This window comes from Ferrimonas sp. YFM, from assembly GCF_030296015.1.
In the GTDB taxonomy this organism is placed as follows: Bacteria; Pseudomonadota; Gammaproteobacteria; order Enterobacterales; family Shewanellaceae; genus Ferrimonas.
The window spans coordinates 3,325,601-3,340,807 of record NZ_AP027368.1 but is presented as its reverse complement, the minus strand read 5'-3'; the positions used below and the strand labels follow the sequence as shown (position 1 = coordinate 3,340,807).

The 15,207-nt window shown below is 62.6% G+C and carries 14 protein-coding genes; 5 read left to right on the top strand and 9 right to left on the bottom strand.

The window, feature by feature from the left end:
- Positions 1 to 146 precede the first annotated feature (146 nt).
- The 8 genes from QUE41_RS15485 to QUE41_RS15450 form a co-directional block, all read right to left on the bottom strand.
- A complete protein-coding gene (locus QUE41_RS15485; RefSeq protein ID WP_286339904.1) occupies positions 147 to 698 on the bottom strand; it encodes a septation protein A in 552 nt (183 codons plus the stop codon).
- A 96-nt stretch (positions 699 to 794) separates the two neighbouring features.
- Positions 795 to 1,607: a tryptophan synthase subunit alpha gene (gene trpA, locus QUE41_RS15480; protein WP_286339903.1), complete on the bottom strand. Its 813-nt coding sequence runs from the start codon at positions 1,605 to 1,607 to the stop codon at positions 795 to 797.
- Positions 1,604 to 2,791 carry a tryptophan synthase subunit beta gene (trpB, locus tag QUE41_RS15475; RefSeq protein ID WP_286339902.1) on the bottom strand — a complete coding sequence of 396 codons (1,188 nt, stop codon included), beginning with the start codon at positions 2,789 to 2,791 and terminating at the stop codon, positions 1,604 to 1,606. The genes trpA and trpB overlap by 4 nt, the downstream gene beginning before the upstream one ends.
- Positions 2,792 to 2,800: 9 nt before the next feature.
- Positions 2,801 to 4,153: a bifunctional indole-3-glycerol-phosphate synthase TrpC/phosphoribosylanthranilate isomerase TrpF gene (gene trpCF, locus QUE41_RS15470; protein WP_286339901.1), complete on the bottom strand. Its 1,353-nt coding sequence runs from the start codon at positions 4,151 to 4,153 to the stop codon at positions 2,801 to 2,803.
- Positions 4,154 to 5,182 (bottom strand): anthranilate phosphoribosyltransferase, encoded by a 1,029-nt coding sequence (gene trpD, locus QUE41_RS15465; RefSeq protein ID WP_286339900.1) that lies wholly within the window; start codon positions 5,180 to 5,182, stop codon positions 4,154 to 4,156.
- Complete coding sequence (locus tag QUE41_RS15460) at positions 5,176 to 5,772, bottom strand: aminodeoxychorismate/anthranilate synthase component II (RefSeq protein ID WP_286339899.1); 597 nt, start codon at positions 5,770 to 5,772, stop codon at positions 5,176 to 5,178. The genes trpD and QUE41_RS15460 overlap by 7 nt, the downstream gene beginning before the upstream one ends.
- A complete protein-coding gene (locus QUE41_RS15455) occupies positions 5,769 to 7,325 on the bottom strand; it encodes an anthranilate synthase component 1 (protein ID WP_353506854.1) in 1,557 nt (518 codons plus the stop codon). The genes QUE41_RS15460 and QUE41_RS15455 overlap by 4 nt, the downstream gene beginning before the upstream one ends.
- Complete coding sequence (locus QUE41_RS15450; RefSeq protein WP_286339898.1) at positions 7,322 to 8,338, bottom strand: bifunctional 3-deoxy-7-phosphoheptulonate synthase/chorismate mutase; 1,017 nt, start codon at positions 8,336 to 8,338, stop codon at positions 7,322 to 7,324. The genes QUE41_RS15455 and QUE41_RS15450 overlap by 4 nt, the downstream gene beginning before the upstream one ends.
- A gap of 411 nt (positions 8,339 to 8,749) precedes the next feature.
- On the opposite strand from QUE41_RS15450, the gene rnm reads away from it, so the two are divergent.
- The 5 genes from rnm to rluB are packed head-to-tail and all read left to right on the top strand — an operon-like array spanning position 8,750 to position 12,518.
- Complete coding sequence (gene rnm, locus QUE41_RS15445; RefSeq protein ID WP_286339897.1) at positions 8,750 to 9,580, top strand: RNase RNM; 831 nt, start codon at positions 8,750 to 8,752, stop codon at positions 9,578 to 9,580.
- 15 nt (positions 9,581 to 9,595) lie between these two features.
- Positions 9,596 to 10,216: an L-threonylcarbamoyladenylate synthase gene (locus QUE41_RS15440; protein ID WP_286339896.1), complete on the top strand. Its 621-nt coding sequence runs from the start codon at positions 9,596 to 9,598 to the stop codon at positions 10,214 to 10,216.
- Positions 10,217 to 10,263: 47 nt separating this feature from the next.
- The gene (locus QUE41_RS15435) at positions 10,264 to 11,067 is read left to right on the top strand and encodes a segregation and condensation protein A (protein ID WP_286339895.1); all 804 of its coding nucleotides are present in this window, start codon (positions 10,264 to 10,266) and stop codon (positions 11,065 to 11,067) included.
- A complete protein-coding gene (gene scpB, locus QUE41_RS15430; RefSeq protein ID WP_286339894.1) occupies positions 11,064 to 11,642 on the top strand; it encodes an SMC-Scp complex subunit ScpB in 579 nt (192 codons plus the stop codon). The genes QUE41_RS15435 and scpB overlap by 4 nt, the downstream gene beginning before the upstream one ends.
- A gap of 12 nt (positions 11,643 to 11,654) precedes the next feature.
- Positions 11,655 to 12,518 (top strand): 23S rRNA pseudouridine(2605) synthase RluB, encoded by an 864-nt coding sequence (gene rluB / locus QUE41_RS15425; protein WP_286339893.1) that lies wholly within the window; start codon positions 11,655 to 11,657, stop codon positions 12,516 to 12,518.
- A gap of 76 nt (positions 12,519 to 12,594) precedes the next feature.
- Here rluB and QUE41_RS15420 read toward each other — a convergent pair whose 3' ends face one another.
- Positions 12,595 to 15,174: a bifunctional diguanylate cyclase/phosphodiesterase gene (locus QUE41_RS15420; RefSeq protein ID WP_286339892.1), complete on the bottom strand. Its 2,580-nt coding sequence runs from the start codon at positions 15,172 to 15,174 to the stop codon at positions 12,595 to 12,597.
- Positions 15,175 to 15,207: the final 33 nt, after the last annotated feature.

Below are 15,207 nucleotides of genomic sequence, written 5' to 3'. Positions count from 1 at the left end.
GTTAGATGCCCGAGGCCGCAAGGGAATGGAATGACAAAGCCCGCATGAGAGCGGGCTTTGGGGAAGTATTGTCAGAGCCAGGGGGCCGGTTCAGAAGCCTGGCGGCAGGAACTAGTCCGCCAGGGCCAAACTGAGCTGAAAAAGAACTAGTCCGCCTTGTCTTCCGGTTTGAAGTCCTTGGGCAGGTGGCGGTAGAGGTAAAGGATGGTCAGCAGGGTGTACACCAGGGTCATCCCCATCAGGCCAAATACCTTGAAGTTTACCCAGGCCTCCTGAGACAGGTTGAAGGCGATATAGAGGTTGAGTACACCGCTGGCGATGAAGAACACCACCCAGGCCAGGGCTGCCCGGCGCCAGATGGTGTCGGGCAGAGGCATCTCTTTGCCCAGCATCGCCTTGAGCAGGGACTTGTTCATCAGCTCGGCGATCAGCAGGGCGCCGGCAAACAGGAACTGGACTATGGTGACCTTCCATTTGATGAAGGTGTCGTCCCTGAGCACCATGGTCAGGGTGCCAAATACCGCCACCAGGGCGAAGGTGATCAGGTGCTGCTTCTCCACTCTCTTGTAGAGCAGATAGATAAGGGCGATCTGCACCGCTGAGGCGGCCACCAGGGCACCGCTGGCGAGAAAGATGTCGTAAAACTTGTAGACGGCGAAAAATACCAGCAGGGGCAGGAAGTCGAGGATCTGTTTCATTGTGTCTCTGTCATCCAGGGGCAGGCGGACAGTCTAACCAATAGCACAAGTGCTGGAAAGGCGGAGCGCATAGGGCTCCGCCTTTTGGAGCGGCTTTTAACCAACTTTGCGGGTGGCGTCCTTCATGGCTCGGGTAAACCGGGTTAACTCCTCGGTCATACGCTCAATGTCGCCATGATATTTCTCGATGATCTTCACCGTGGCACTGCCGGAGATGGCGCCGGCGGCACCCGCTTCGACCGCATCACGCACCTGCTGGGGTTCGGAGATGCCGAATCCGAGAATGGCCGGTGGTGCGTTGAAGGCATTGAGGCTCTCCAGCAGCGGACCAACCGGCATCCCCGCCTTGGTCTCGGTGCCGGTAACACCGGCCCGGGAAAGCAGGTAGGTGTAGCCCTCTCCCTGTTCGGAGACCGCCTTCAGGGTTTGCTCGTCGCCATTGGGGGGGGCGATGAAGATGGGGGCCACTCCGTGACGCCGTGCGGCTTCGGCAAACTCCTTGCTCTCCTCCACGGGGACATCGGCCACCAGTACCGAGTCGATGCCGGTGTCGCGGCAGCGCTGATAGAAGGCGTCGACCCCGGGGGAGAACACCAGGTTGGCGTACACCAGCAGACCGATGGGCAGCTGGGGGTAGCGCTCACGCACCTGGGCCAGCAGTTCGAAGCAGCGGGTTGGAGTGGTGCCCGCATTCAGGGCACGCACCGTGGCGTTCTGGATGGTGGGGCCGTCCGCCAGGGGATCGGAGAAGGGGATCCCCAACTCCAGGGCGTCGGCACCGCCGGCCACCAGGGCGTCGATCACCGCCAGGGTCTGCTCCGGATGGGGGTCACCCAGGGTGACAAAGGGGACAAAGGCGCCTTCGCCCTTTTCGCTCAGGGCGTCAAACAGGTTCTGGTAACGGCTCACAGTTTGCCCTCCTGCTCCAGGATGTTGTGTACGGTAAAGATGTCTTTGTCTCCACGGCCGGAGAGGTTGACCAACAGCAGGGTCTCCTCTGTCGCCTGCTCTGCCATCTTGTAGGCGTGAGCCAGGGCGTGGGAGGACTCCAGGGCGGGGATGATCCCCTCACAGGCGCACAGGCGCTGGAAGGCGGTCAGGGCCTCGTCGTCGGTGATGGAGGGGTACTGGGCCCGGCCGGTGGCGGCCAGGTGGGCATGCTGAGGACCCACTGAGGGGAAGTCCAGGCCGGCGGAGACCGAGTAGGACTCCTGAATCTGGCCGTGATCATCCTGCATCATCGGGGATTTCATGCCGAAGAAGATGCCGGTGCTGCCATGAGCCAGGGGGGCGCCGTGCTCGCCGGAGTCGATGCCGTGACCGGCAGGCTCCACGCCGATGAGTGCCACGTCGGTCTCTTCGATGAAGTCGGCGAACAGGCCGATGGCGTTGGAGCCACCACCGACACAGGCGATGACCGCGTCGGGCAGGCGCCCCTCTTTAGCCAGGATCTGCGCCTTGGCTTCCTCACCGATCATCCGCTGGAACTCACGCACTATGGTGGGGAAGGGGTGAGGCCCGGCGGCGGTACCCAGCAGGTAGTGGGCCTGGTCGTAGTTGGCGGACCAGTCGCGCATCGCCTCGTTACAGGCGTCTTTGAGGGTGGCGGAACCGGCGTGCACCGGAATCACCTCGGCGCCCATCAGGCGCATGCGGAACACGTTGGGGCTCTGACGTTCCACGTCCTTGGCCCCCATGTAAACCCGGCACTTAAGACCCAGCAGGGCACAGGCCAGGGCGGTGGCCACGCCGTGCTGGCCGGCGCCGGTCTCGGCGATGATCTCTTTCTTGCCCATGCGCTTGGCCAGCAGCGCCTGACCCAGGACCTGGTTGGTCTTGTGGGCGCCGCCGTGGAGCAGATCTTCCCGCTTGAGGTAGATCTTCACCTTGGGGTTGGGGCTGAAGTTGCGGGTCAGGGTCAGGGCGGTGGGGCGACCGGCGTACTCTTTCAGCAGCTCGGTAAACTCCTTTTGAAACTCGGGGTCCTGCTGGGCGTCGACGAACGCCTTTTCCAGCTGCTTGAGGGCCGGCATCAGGATCTGGGGCACGTACATGCCGCCATATTCACCGAAGTAGGGGTTTAGGATGGTCATGGGGCTTCCTCAGTATTGGCGCAGGCCGGCGAAGGCCTGGGCTATTTTATCTTGCTGTTTCAGGCCGGGGGCGGACTCCAGGCCTGAGTTGAGATCCAGTCCCAGGAAGCCGGCGGTGGCGGCCTCCTGGACATTGTCGGGGGACAGGCCACCGGCTAGCATGGCGCTGGGGCGGTCATCGCCCACTAGGGACCAGTCGAAGGTGGTGCCTGTGCCGCCAAACTGACCCGCCTTGGCGCTGTCGAACAGCAGGCGGTCGGCGTTGCCGACTCTGTTGCTGCCATCGGGCTTGACCGCCTTCCAGATCTGGGTGCTTTGCAGCTGGGGGCGCAGGGCATCGATGTAGGCCTCATCCTCGCCGCCGTGCAGCTGCACCGCATGCAGGGACAACTCGTTGGCCAGTTTGGCCACGGTGTCCGGGGATTCGTTGACGAACACGCCGACAAAGCGCAGATCGGCGGCCTGGCGCAGGCTGGCAGCCTGCTCCGCAGTGACGCAGCGGGGCGACTTGGCAGCGAAAATCAGCCCGCCATAGAGGGCGCCGGCCTCGGCCACCGCCTTGACGTCGGCTTCGCGGGTGAGGCCGCACACCTTGTTCTCGCCGAAGATCAGCTGGCGGCAGGCCTGGTCGATGTTGGCCTGGGCGGTCAGTTGGCTGCCCACCAAGAAACCATCTGCCAGGGGCGCCAGGCGGCGCACGTCCCGATGGGTGGCGATGCCGGACTCGCTGATCACCACGCGATCCTCAGGAATCTTGGGGGCCAGGCGCTCTGTGGTGGCCAGGTCGACGGAGAGATCGCGCAGATCCCGGTTGTTGATGCCGATGATGCGGGCGCCCAGGGCGATGGCGCGCTCCAGCTCCTCGTCGTTGCTGACCTCGGTGAGGATGTCCAGCCCCAGGGCATCGGCCTCTTCGGCCAGTGCCTGGTACTGCTCATCATCCAGTACCGACAGCATCAGCAGGGCGGCGTCGGCGCCCATGTGGCGGGCCAGGCGCAGTTGGCGGGGATCCACCACAAAGTCTTTGCACAGTACGGGCACGCTGACCGCGGCCCGCACCGCTTTCAGGTACTCGAAATCCCCCTGGAAGAACTGCTCGTCGGTGAGCACTGAGATGCCGGCGGCGTATTTGCCATAGATGGTGGCGATGGCCACAGGGTCGAAATCGGGGCGAATCAGCCCCTTGGAGGGGCTGGCTTTCTTGCACTCGAGGATGAAACCGGCGTTGCCGCCCTTAAGGGCGTCATACAGGGAGCGGTCGCTGGGGGCGGCGCGGCTGTGCAGCAGCTCGCCGTAGCGCTGCTCCAGCTGGTCGATGTGTCCGGCCTTGGTGTCGACAATCTTGCCTAGGATGGTACTCACTTACACCGCCTCCTGTTGGCTGAGCTGGGCGAAGTCACGGATCAGCTGCAGGGGCTTGGCGGCGTCCATGGTGGCCAGGGCCAGTTCGGTGCCCGCCTTCATGCTGTCCGCCTGACCGGACAGATACAGGGCGGCGCCGGCGTTGACCGCCACCGCGGCCCGCTGGGCATCGGTGCCGCCACCGCCCAGCAGCTGCTCGGAGATGACGCGGTTCTCTTCCGGCTCGCCGCCGCGGATGGCGGCCAGGTCGTACTGCTTGACCCCCAGGTCGGCGGGAGAGAAGTGGCGCTCTATCAGTTCACCGCCGACAATCTCCAGCGCCTGGCTGTCGCCGTGGATGGCCAGTTCATCCAGGCCGCTGCCGTGGACTACCATGGCACGCTCCACGCCCAGGGAGCGGATCACTTCGGCGATGGGACGAATCAGCTCTGGGGCGTAGACCCCCAGCAGCATCTGATTGGGGCGGGCCGGGTTGATCAGCGGTCCCAGCACGTTGAACAGGGTGCGGGTCTTCATTACCTGGCGTACCGGTGCGGCGTGGCGCATGCCGGCGTGGTAGTGGGGGGCGAACAGGAAGGTGACCCCCAGCTGGTCCAGGCATTTGGCAGAGTGGTCCGGACACATGGTCAGGTTGACGCCGAACTGGTTAAGCAGATCGGAGGCACCGGAACGGGAGGAGACGCTGCGGCTGCCGTGCTTGGCCACCCGGGCGCCGGCGGCGGCGGCGACAAAGGTGGCGGTGGTGGAGATGTTGATGGTGTTGGCACCATCGCCGCCGGTGCCGACGATGTCGATAAGATCGCCCTGTGGCCGGGGGAAGGGACGGGCTGCTTCGCGCAGGGCTTCGGCGGCGCCGGTGATCTCGTCAATCTTCTCGCCACGCAGCTTGAGGGCGGTGAGCACACAGGCCAGTTCCACCTCACTCACTTCGCCGTGGACCACGTAGCTGAACAGGGTCTTGGCCTGCTCCCTGGAGAGGGCGTTGCCGTCAAACAGCTGGGTCATCATCTTTTGTACTGGGGTCAGCATAGGGGCGTGTCCTCGGTCAGCAGGGTCAGGGTGCGGGTCAGCAAACCGCTGCCCTCCAGGGTCAAAATGGATTCGGGGTGGAACTGAAAGCCTACGGCCCTGTGCTCTGGGTGGACGATGGCCATCGCCATCTTCTCCACCTTGGCGGGCACCTTCAGGCAGTCAGGCACAGTATGGGCCACCAGGCTGTGGTAGCGTGCCACCGGCAGGGGGTTGGCCATGCCACTGAACAGCGGACCATCATCGTGGGTCATGGGGCTGGCTTTACCGTGCACCACCTCGCCGGCGAAGCCGACCTTGCCACCGTAGTGCTCCACCAGGGCCTGGTGACCCAGGCAGATCCCCAGGATCGGCAGCTTGCCGGCCACCAGGTCGATGAGCCGCATCATGCAGCCAGCCTCGGCGGGGGCGCCCGGGCCGGGGCTGAGCACCAGTACCGCGTCTTTATGTTCCTTAAGCAGCTTATCGGCCAGTTGCTCGGCGTCGATGTCGTTACGGTAGACGGTCACCGGGTGGCCCAGGCTGCGGAACTGGTCCACCAGGTTCCAGGTAAAGGAGTCGAAGTTGTCCAGCAGGATGATGGGGTTCACAGCTCACCTCCCATGGCGCGGATCACCGCCATCGCCTTGTTGCGGGTTTCATCGGCTTCCGACTGTGGGTCGGAGTCATACACCACGCCGGCGCCGGCCTGCACATAGGCGGTGCCACCGTTGACCAGGGCGGAGCGGATGACGATGCAGGTGTCCATGTCACCGCGGCCGTTGAGGTAGCCGACGGCGCCGCCGTAGCTGCCCCGTCGCTCCCCTTCCGCTTCTCGGAGCAGTTGGGCGGCGCGCACCTTGGGGGCACCGGTGAGGGTGCCCATGTTCATGCAGGCCTGGTAGGCGTGCAGGGCGTCCAGATCCTCGCGGAGCTGGCCGGTGACCCGGCTGACCAGATGCATCACATGGCTGTATCTGTCCACCTTGAGCAGCTCAGGGATGCGGCGGCTGCCGGGCTGGCTGATGCGGGCGATGTCGTTACGGGCCAGATCCACCAGCATCATGTGCTCGGCGGTCTCCTTCTTATCCTGACGCAGGCCCAGCTCGATACGGGCATCCAGATCATAGTCCAGGCTGCCGTCGGCGCGGCGGCCCCGGCGGCGGGTACCGGCGATGGGGTAGATCTCCACCTGGTTGGTGTCGGCGCCATATTTGAGGGCGCTTTCCGGCGAGGCACCAAACAGGGTGAAGGTTTCATCCTGCATCACGAACATGTAGGGGCTGGGGTTATCCCGGCGCAGCCGGCGATAGGCCTCGATGGGGTTGGGGCAGGGCAGGGAGAAGCGCCGGCCCGGCACCACCTGGAAGATGTCACCGGCACGGATGTGTTCTTTCAGATTCTCCACCTTCTTGCGGAACTGGGCGTCGTCCTGGCTCAGCTGGACTGTGGTGGGCTGTGCCACCGAGACCGCCTGGCCACCGCTGAAGCCATCGATGCGCCGGGCCAGTTCCGCCAGGGACTGGCTCAGGTGGTGCTGGCTCATCTCGGCGTGGTCACCGCCAAACAGGGTACCGATGAGGCGGGCGGAGCGGCGGCGGTGATCCAGCACCAGGGTCTGCTCCGCCAGGTAGAAGAGGTAATCCGGGCAGTTGTTGGGACTCTCTTTAACCTCCGGCAGTGGCTCTACCGTGGCCACCAGGTCGAAGGCGAAGCAGCCGGCCAGCATCAGCGACTGGGCACAGGCATCGTCATGATCCACCGCGGCCAGGATGCCCCGCAGTACCGACAGGGGGGAGGGCGCCTTGAGGCGGCTGTCCTCATCCAGGGCCTGGGGCTGCTGGGGCACGGTCAAGGCCAGGGTGTTGCCCTCAAGTCGGGGCGCGAACTCCGTCAGGCTGGCCTGAAGGTGGGGCAGCAGACTCTCGCCGTTGGCGGAGAGGGCCCGGCAGCTGATGCTGTGGCCGTTGCACTCGATGCGCAGGGCGGCGGCCAGCATCAGCAGGCTCTGGGTGTCCGCCTTGGTGTCCACCTCCGCAGACTCCAGCAGCATGGTGTTGGGCAGATCGCTGGCGAGGGCCTGGAACAGGTCCGCCGGCTGGTGTTGGTATTTGCAACTCAGGGTCAGGGTGTGGCTCTGACCCGGCTTTAGGGATGCGATCACTTCAGGCTCCTTCCCGCGGCTTCCACAAAGGGCTTCAAAGAGGACATTAGGTCATCAAATTGTTGAGGATCCAGGTTTTGATGTCCATCGGAAAGGGCCTGGGCCGGGTTGGTGTGTGTCTCGACTATGATGCCGTCGGCGCCCACCGCCGCGGCGGCGCGGGCCAGGGGGATCACCAGTTCACGGATGCCGGTGCCGTGGCTGGGGTCCACCAGCACCGGCAGGTGGGTCTTGCGCTTGAGGTAGGCAACGGCGTTCAGGTCCAGGGTGTTGCGGGTGGCGGTCTCATAGGTGCGGATGCCCCGTTCACACAGGATCACATTGGGGTTGCCGGCGTTGACGATGTATTCGGCGGCCAGCAGCAGCTCTTCGATGGTGGCGCTCATGCCACGCTTGAGTAGCACCGGGGTGTCCAGCTTGCCCACCGCTTCCAGCAGGCGGAAGTTCTGCATGTTGCGGGCGCCAATCTGCAGGCAGTCCACGTACTGGGCCATCAGTTCGGCGTCTGCGGCGTCCACCACCTCGGAGACGGTAGGCAGGCCGCTGCGCTCGCTGGTGGCCTTGAGGATCTTCAGCCCCTCCTCGCCCAGGCCCTGGAAGCTGTAGGGGCTGGTGCGCGGCTTGTAGGCGCCGCCGCGGATGGCGGCAACAGGGTGATGAGTCAGGTAATCGGCAATGCCATCCATCTGCTCCTGGCTCTCTACGGCGCAGGGGCCGGCAATCACGGTGAAGCCTTCCCCGCCCACGGCATGGCGGCCAATCTTGACCCGGGTATCGATGGGGTAGAGTTCGCGGCTCACCAGCTTGTAGGAGGAGAGGATGGGTTTGACCTCGTCCACCAGGGGGTGGCTTTCCAGGTGTAAAGATTGCAGTACACGCTCGTCACCCAGGGCGCCGAGAACGGTGCGCTCCACACCTGGCATGTAAAGGGGCTTGAGCCCTTTGGCTTCAATCTGGCTCAGCAGCTGCTGGGCATCTTCTTTACTGGCATGTGGCTTGAGGATGATGATCATGGCTAGTTGTTCCGTCAAATAGATATAAAAAAACCCGCTTTGGTTACAAAGCGGGTTTTCGTTGTCTGGTTTGTGTTCTCTGTTACTCAGGCACAGTCCAGCGCACTTCCCGCTTGCTTGGGATGTGCCACCACCACTGAATGTTAAACAGAGTTGCCTGAGTCACGTTAGAGATTCCGTAATTTCAAGTTTACGCGAAAGGTTTACACGGACAGTAACCCGAGGTGGCTTATGGTGTCAACCCTGGATTTGCCCACCGATTCCCCCTGGAGGGGGCGAGCTGGGAGGCCTGAAGCCAGATTGGCCCCCAACTCAGTGTAAAAGTGAAGTACAATATAGCTATCGTATTGTCTGCACAGACTGTTTTATGCAATTCCTGCAGTAGTCACCCAAGAGAACACCCAACTGCCCATGAAGTTTGATTTTCACTCCCACACCACCGCATCCGATGGCACCCTGACTCCGTCTGAGTTGGTGGGGCGGGCCCTCAACCAGCAGGTGGATGTGCTGGCCATCACCGACCACGACACCACCGCCGGACTGGCGGAAGCTCGGGATGCCGCCCAGGGCAGCGCGCTGACCCTGATAAGCGGTGTGGAGATCTCAACAAAATGGCACAGCTTTGACATCCATATAGTGGGGCTGGGGTTCGATGAGGAGAACGCCGAGCTGCAGCAACTGCTGACCGAACAGCGTCGCCGCCGGGACCTGCGGGCCAAGGAGATGGGCAACCGTCTGGCCAAGAAGGGGATCGCCGGCGTATGGGAGGAAGCGGTGCGTAAGGCCAAGGGGGCCACCGTGGGCCGGGGTCACTTCTCCCGGGTATTGCTGGAGCGGGGCCTGGTGACCACTCAGCAACAGGCATTCGACAAATACCTGGGGCGGGGCAAGCCCGGCTATGTGCCCAATGACTGGTGTGACATCGCCACGGCGGTGTCGGCCATTCACGGAGCCGGTGGGCTGGCGGTGCTGGCTCATCCGGGTCGCTACCAGCTCTCCAACAAGTGGCTGCGCAAGTTGCTGGCCCTGTTCAGTGAGGTGGGTGGGGATGCCATGGAGGTGGTGCTGTGTCAGCAACCTCGTAATGAACGCAGTTTCCTGGCTCAGCTGTGTCAGGAGCACCAATTGCTGGCTTCGGTCGGCAGTGACTTTCATCAGCCGGGCCGTTGGGTCGAGTTGGGCCGGCATCTGCAGTTGCCGGATCTCCCCGGCGTCTGGCAGAAGCTATACCAAGAACAATAAGTATCTGGAGGAGCAATGAGCCAGTTTTTCTACGTACACCCTGAGACGCCGCAGACGCGCCTGATCAACCAGGCGGTCGCCATCGTCCGTGGCGGCGGGGTGGTGATCTACCCCACCGACTCCGGCTACGCCATTGGCTGTGCCCTGGGGAATAAGAAGGCGCTGGACCAGATCTGCCGTATTCGTCAGATCGACAGTGACCACAACTTCACCCTGATGTGCCGGGACCTGTCCGAGCTGTCCCTGTACGCCAAGGTCGACAACCTGGCGTTCCGGTTGCTGCGTAACAACACACCGGGTCCCTACACCTTTATCTTCAAGGGCACCAAAGAGGTACCCCGTCGCCTGCTGAATGAGAAGCGTAAGACCATCGGCATCCGCATCCCCGATAACGCCATCGCCCTGGCGCTGCTGGAAGCCCTGGGGGAGCCGATGATGTCCAGCACCCTGATTCTGCCCGGCAAGGAGTTTGCCGAGTCGGATCCCGAGGAGGTGCGCGATCGCCTGGAGCATCAGGTGGACCTCATCATCCACGGTGGCTATCTAAGCGAGAGCCCCACCACAGTGGTGGATTGCAGCGACGATGATGTGCAAGTGGTTCGGGAAGGCGCGGGCGACCCCACACCCTTTTTATAGTATGGTTAGCTTTTTACCCTTGAACGCCTATAATAGCGCCGCCTGATATGAGCCAAGCTCCACTGACAGTCCAGCCGCCCCTGCCTTTGGCGGTAGTTCGAGGCAAGCCCCTGGAGGAGCTGCCGGCGGACCTCTATATCCCGCCGGACGCCCTGGAGGTGATCCTGGAGGCGTTTGAGGGGCCCCTAGATCTGCTGCTCTACCTTATCCGGCGCCACAAGCTGGATATTGTGGATCTGCCGGTGTTCGACATCACCCGCCAATATATGGATTACATCGCCTTGATGGACCATCTTCAAATGGAGCTGGCGGGGGAATACCTGGTGATGGCGGCGACCCTGGCGGAGATCAAATCGCGGATGCTGCTGCCCAAACCGGAGACGGATGAGGGCGAAGAGGAGGATCCGCGCATGGTGCTGATCCGCCAGTTGCAGGCCTATGAGGTGATCAAGACCGCCGCGGAGCAGATGGACACCCTGCCCAGGGTGGAGCGGGACACCTGGGTGGCGCACGCCGGCCGGGCCGCCAACCTGGTGCCTAGAGTGGTGCCGCCAGAGGTGAGCCTGGACGAGCTGCTGGATGCCCTGCGCGGAGTCCTGTCCAAGGCGGAACTGTTTGAACAGCATCAGGTGGAGCGGGAAGCCCTCTCCACCCGAGAACGAATGAGCCAGGTGATGAGCCTGCTCAGTGCCGACAGGTTTACGCCCTTTATCAGCCTGTTCGAACCCCAGGAGGGCCGCGCCGGCGTGGTGGTGACCTTCCTGGCGATACTGGAGCTCTCCAAGGAGAGCCTGGTGGAGATTCAGCAGGTGGAACCCATGAGCCAGATCCACGTGAGGGCAAGGGCGTGAGCAGAATTAACGATGCCCAGCTTAAGCAGCTGATTGAAGCCGCCCTGTTTGTGGCCGATGGTCCCCTTAGTGCCAAGGGGCTGCGCCAGGGGGTGCTGGCGGCGTTTCAGGTGACCCTGGGACGCATCAATGAGGTGCTGGATGAGTTGGAGTCCGATTACGCCGGACGGGGCATCAACCTGGTTCAGGTGGCCGGTGGCTACCGTTTCCAGAGCAACACGGATCTGAGTGACCATCTCTCCGCCTTGTGGCAGGAGAGGGCACCCAGATACTCCCGGGCACTGCTGGAGACCCTGGCGCTGATCGCCTATCGCCAGCCGGTGACCCGGGGACAGATTGAGAAGATACGTGGGGTCGCGGTGAGTTCCAATATCATCCGCACCCTGATGGAGAGAGATTGGGTAAAAGTGGTAGGTCATAAGGAGGTGCCGGGACGGCCCGCCCTCTATGCCACCACGGATGCGTTTCTGCATTATTTTTGCCTGGGGAGTCTGAGTGATCTGCCGCCATTGAGCGACGAGGGTGCCATCGAGGCCCTTCTCAGCGGTGGCGTGGTCCAGGACCCCGTACATTAAAGAAGAGATTTCATGAGCGAAAAGCTACAGAAGGTGTTAGCTCGTGCCGGCCACGGTTCCCGTCGTGAGATGGAAGCCGTTATCGAGGCTGGACGAGTCAGTGTGAACGGCAGTGTGGCCAAGCTGGGTGACCGGATTGAATCCGGCGTTGACCTGCAGGTGCGCATCGACGGTCACCTGGTGTCCGTTCAGACCGAAGACGACGTCATCTGCCGGGTTCTGGCCTACTACAAGCCGGAAGGGGAGCTGTGCACCCGCACCGACCCTCAGGGTCGTCCCACGGTGTTTGACCGTCTGCCTCAGGTGAAGGGCAGCCGCTGGGTGGCGGTGGGCCGACTGGACATCAACACCTCAGGCTTGCTGCTGTTTACCACAGACGGTGAACTGGCCAACCGCCTGATGCACCCCTCCCGGGAAGTGGAGCGTGAGTATGCGGTGCGGGTGTTTGGCGAGGTGTCCGAGGACAACCTGCGCGCCCTGCGCAGCGGCGTTGAGCTGGATGATGGTCCAGCCAGCTTCAAGCGCCTGATCGCCGCTGGCGGTGAGGGATTGAACCACTGGTATCACGCGGTGCTCAGCGAAGGGCGTAACCGCGAGGTGCGTCGCCTGTGGGAGAGCCAGGGCCTGCAGGTCTCCCGTCTGATGCGCATCCGCTACGGTGACATTACCCTGCCCAAGGGTCTGCCACGTGGCGGCTGGACAGAGCTGCCCCTGGAGCAGGTGAACTACCTGCGTACCCTGGTGGAGCTGCAGCCGGAAAGCCGCTCCCTGATGGACAAGGACAAGCAAGCTGCCCGCCGTAAGGCCAAGATCAAGACTGGCAAGATCCGCCGGGCGGTGAACAAACACAGCCGCGGTCGCGGTCCCAAGCGCTAAGCCAAGCACCGTTTAAGGTTGCGAAGCAGCAATAAAAAAACCAGCCATCAGGCTGGTTTTTTTGTGTCCGGCTGGCCTAGACAATCAGCCGGCTTTCCCTGAGCAGCTGCTGGTAATCTGCCGCACTCAGGGGGCGGCTGAACAGGAAGCCCTGGCCCTGGTAACAGCCGCATTCGAGCAGCCTCATCACCTGGGTTTCGGTTTCCACCCCTTCGGCGATCAACTGCAACTGCAGGGAGCGGGCCAGCTCGCCGATGGTGTTGATGATCTTCCTGTCCTTGTCGTCGGTCTCGATGGAGTCGATAAAGGTCTTGTCCAGCTTGATCTTGTTGATGGGCAGGTCTTTGAGCAGGGCGAAGGAGGAGTAGCCGGTGCCGAAGTCGTCGATGGCGATGCTGACTCCGAGCTCCTGCAGCCCCTTGAGGGTGGCGGCGGCTTCTTCGGGATTGCGGATCAGCGAGTTTTCGGTGATCTCCAGCTCCAGGCGGTTGGGGATGATCTCATGCTGCGCCAGACAGCGGCGCACCAGACCCAGAAGATCGCCCTTTTCCAACTGAGCAGAGGAGATGTTGATGGCCAGCCTGACGTCCAGCCCCTCCTTGTGCCAGCGGGCCAGCTGGCGGCAGCCGCGCTCCAGAACATAGCGATCCAGTTCCAGGATCAGGCTGCTCTCCTCGGCCACGGGAATAAACTCCACCGGAGGGATGCGTCCCTTGATGGGGTGATACCAGCGCACCAGGGCTTCGGTGCCGACGATGTCGCCGTTGACCAGGGAGTTCTGTGGTTGGAACTCCAGGTGCAGCCCACCCTGATTCAGCGCCTTGCGCAATTCATTCTCCAGGTCCAGTTTGCTGTAGAACAGGTGGGACTCGCTCTCATCGAAAAACTTGTAGGCGCTGCCGCCATTGCCCTTGGCCAGGTACATGGAGATGTCGGCGTTTTTCAGCAGGGTTTCGGCGTCGGCCCCGTCAGTGGGGTAGAGGCAGATGCCGATGCTCAGTCCGATGTAGAACTTCTTGTCCTTGAGAGTGAAGGGCTCTTTGAAGGACTCGATGGCGCGCTGGGCAATGTGCTCTATCTGGTCCTTGTCCTCATACTGATCCAGCAGGATGGCAAACTCATCGCCTCCCACCCGGGCGACGAAGTCGCGGCTTCTCAACGTGCGGCGCAGCCGGCTGGCCGCCAGCTTCAGCAGTTGGTCACCTGAGTCATGACCCAGGCTGTCATTGATGGTCTTGAACTTGTCGAGGTCGATGAACATCAGCGCCATGCGACCGTTCTGGCCGCCACTGATGCTCTGGCGCAGCCGCTGCTGGAAGGAGGCGCGGTTGGGCAGGCCGGTGAGCTGGTCATAGTAGGCCTGATAGGTGATCTTCTTTTCCGCGGCCACCTGGGTGGTTACATCCAGCATGGAGCCGAAGATGGCGGTCTCGCCTTTGTACTCTGTGGTGACGCAGTAGAACTCCAGGTGCTTGGTCTGGCCGGTCTTGGCAAAGCAGCGGATGCGGCGATGCAGGTGAGGGCCCAGCCCCGCCTCTTCGGAGGTCTCCTTGGGAGCATCCAACCAGTCCTTGATCAGCAGGAAGTCCTGATAGTGGATAAGCTCAGAGAGATCTTTGAGGGCCAGCAGTTCGCCGGGAGTGTAGCCAATCATGTCCGCGGCCCTGGGATTCACATAGGTGAAGCGGCCATGGGTGATGATGAAGATGCCGGTGAGGGAGCGCTCGGAGAGCTCCCGGAACTGCAGCTCAGACTCCAGCAGGGCCTGGGTCTTCTGGGCGACCTGCTGCTCCAGCCGGTACTTGCTGTTGCCCTGCTGCAGGATCCACAGGCTGATCAGCGAAGAGGTCACCAGGCCACAGATAAGGATGAACACGAAGGAGATGGGGTGGCTGATCTCCTCCAGGCTTTCCGCCTTCAACTGGCACTGCAGGCCGTTGACCAGAAAACTGCGGCTCTGGCCTACCTCCACCGGCTTGCCGGTGTTGTTGTAGACATGCTCGGAGATCAGGTTGCCGCAGTAGAGGCTGTAGTTGATGCTGTCGCCGGCCAGCAGGTTGAGGCCGTCGAGCAGCTTACTGTTGCCAAAGCGCATGACCGCATTGATGAACCCCCAGAAACGGGTGCCGTCCGATGGCGTGGTGCTCTGCTGGTTTTCGTCGTTGACGAAGATGGGCTGGCTCAGGACCAGGCCAGTGCCGCCGGCGTAGAGCGGGTAGGGGCCGCCCATGACCGCCCTTCTTAGCCGGGCGGCTTCCCGGGTGGAGTGCTGGCCACTGATGTCCTCTCCCAGTCCGGGGTGGGGCTGATCCGGGTAGACCGCCCAGATGCGGCTGTCCGGGGCTAGATCCACCCCTATCACCGAGGGGTTGTTCTGCAGGATCAGGTAGGCCAGGCGGTGAAACCGCTGTTTGAGTACCTCGGGCTGGTCATGGTGATTGCGCTGGATGGAGGAGGCCGCCAGGTAGATGGCGGAGTGGATCTTGGCCACTTCGGAAACCATCCGCTCTTCGGCGCTGCTGAGAAAGTCGTACACCTTGGCACGGCGCTTCTCCGCCTCGTAGTTGTCTATGGTCTGGGTGGCACTCAGGGTCAGGCCGAGGGTAAAGAGGAACACCAGGGCCGCCATCAGCATGCTGTAGCGCCTGATCTTCATGGTACGCCCTGAAGCCGTGTTCTCCGGCGAGGC

Excerpts from the sequence above, each read along its gene's own strand:
- QUE41_RS15485 (WP_286339904.1), bottom strand. The coding sequence starts at position 698 with ATGAAACAGATCCTCGACTTCCTGCCCCTGCTGGTATTTTTCGCCGTC.
- trpB (WP_286339902.1), bottom strand. The coding sequence starts at position 2,791 with ATGACCATCCTAAACCCCTACTTCGGTGAATATGGCGGCATGTACGTG.
- trpD (WP_286339900.1), bottom strand. The coding sequence starts at position 5,182 with ATGCTGACCCCAGTACAAAAGATGATGACCCAGCTGTTTGACGGCAAC.
- QUE41_RS15450 (WP_286339898.1), bottom strand. The coding sequence starts at position 8,338 with ATGATCATCATCCTCAAGCCACATGCCAGTAAAGAAGATGCCCAGCAG.
- rnm (WP_286339897.1), top strand. The coding sequence starts at position 8,750 with ATGAAGTTTGATTTTCACTCCCACACCACCGCATCCGATGGCACCCTG.
- QUE41_RS15440 (WP_286339896.1), top strand. The coding sequence starts at position 9,596 with ATGAGCCAGTTTTTCTACGTACACCCTGAGACGCCGCAGACGCGCCTG.
- QUE41_RS15435 (WP_286339895.1), top strand. The coding sequence starts at position 10,264 with ATGAGCCAAGCTCCACTGACAGTCCAGCCGCCCCTGCCTTTGGCGGTA.
- rluB (WP_286339893.1), top strand. The coding sequence starts at position 11,655 with ATGAGCGAAAAGCTACAGAAGGTGTTAGCTCGTGCCGGCCACGGTTCC.
- QUE41_RS15420 (WP_286339892.1), bottom strand. The coding sequence starts at position 15,174 with ATGAAGATCAGGCGCTACAGCATGCTGATGGCGGCCCTGGTGTTCCTC.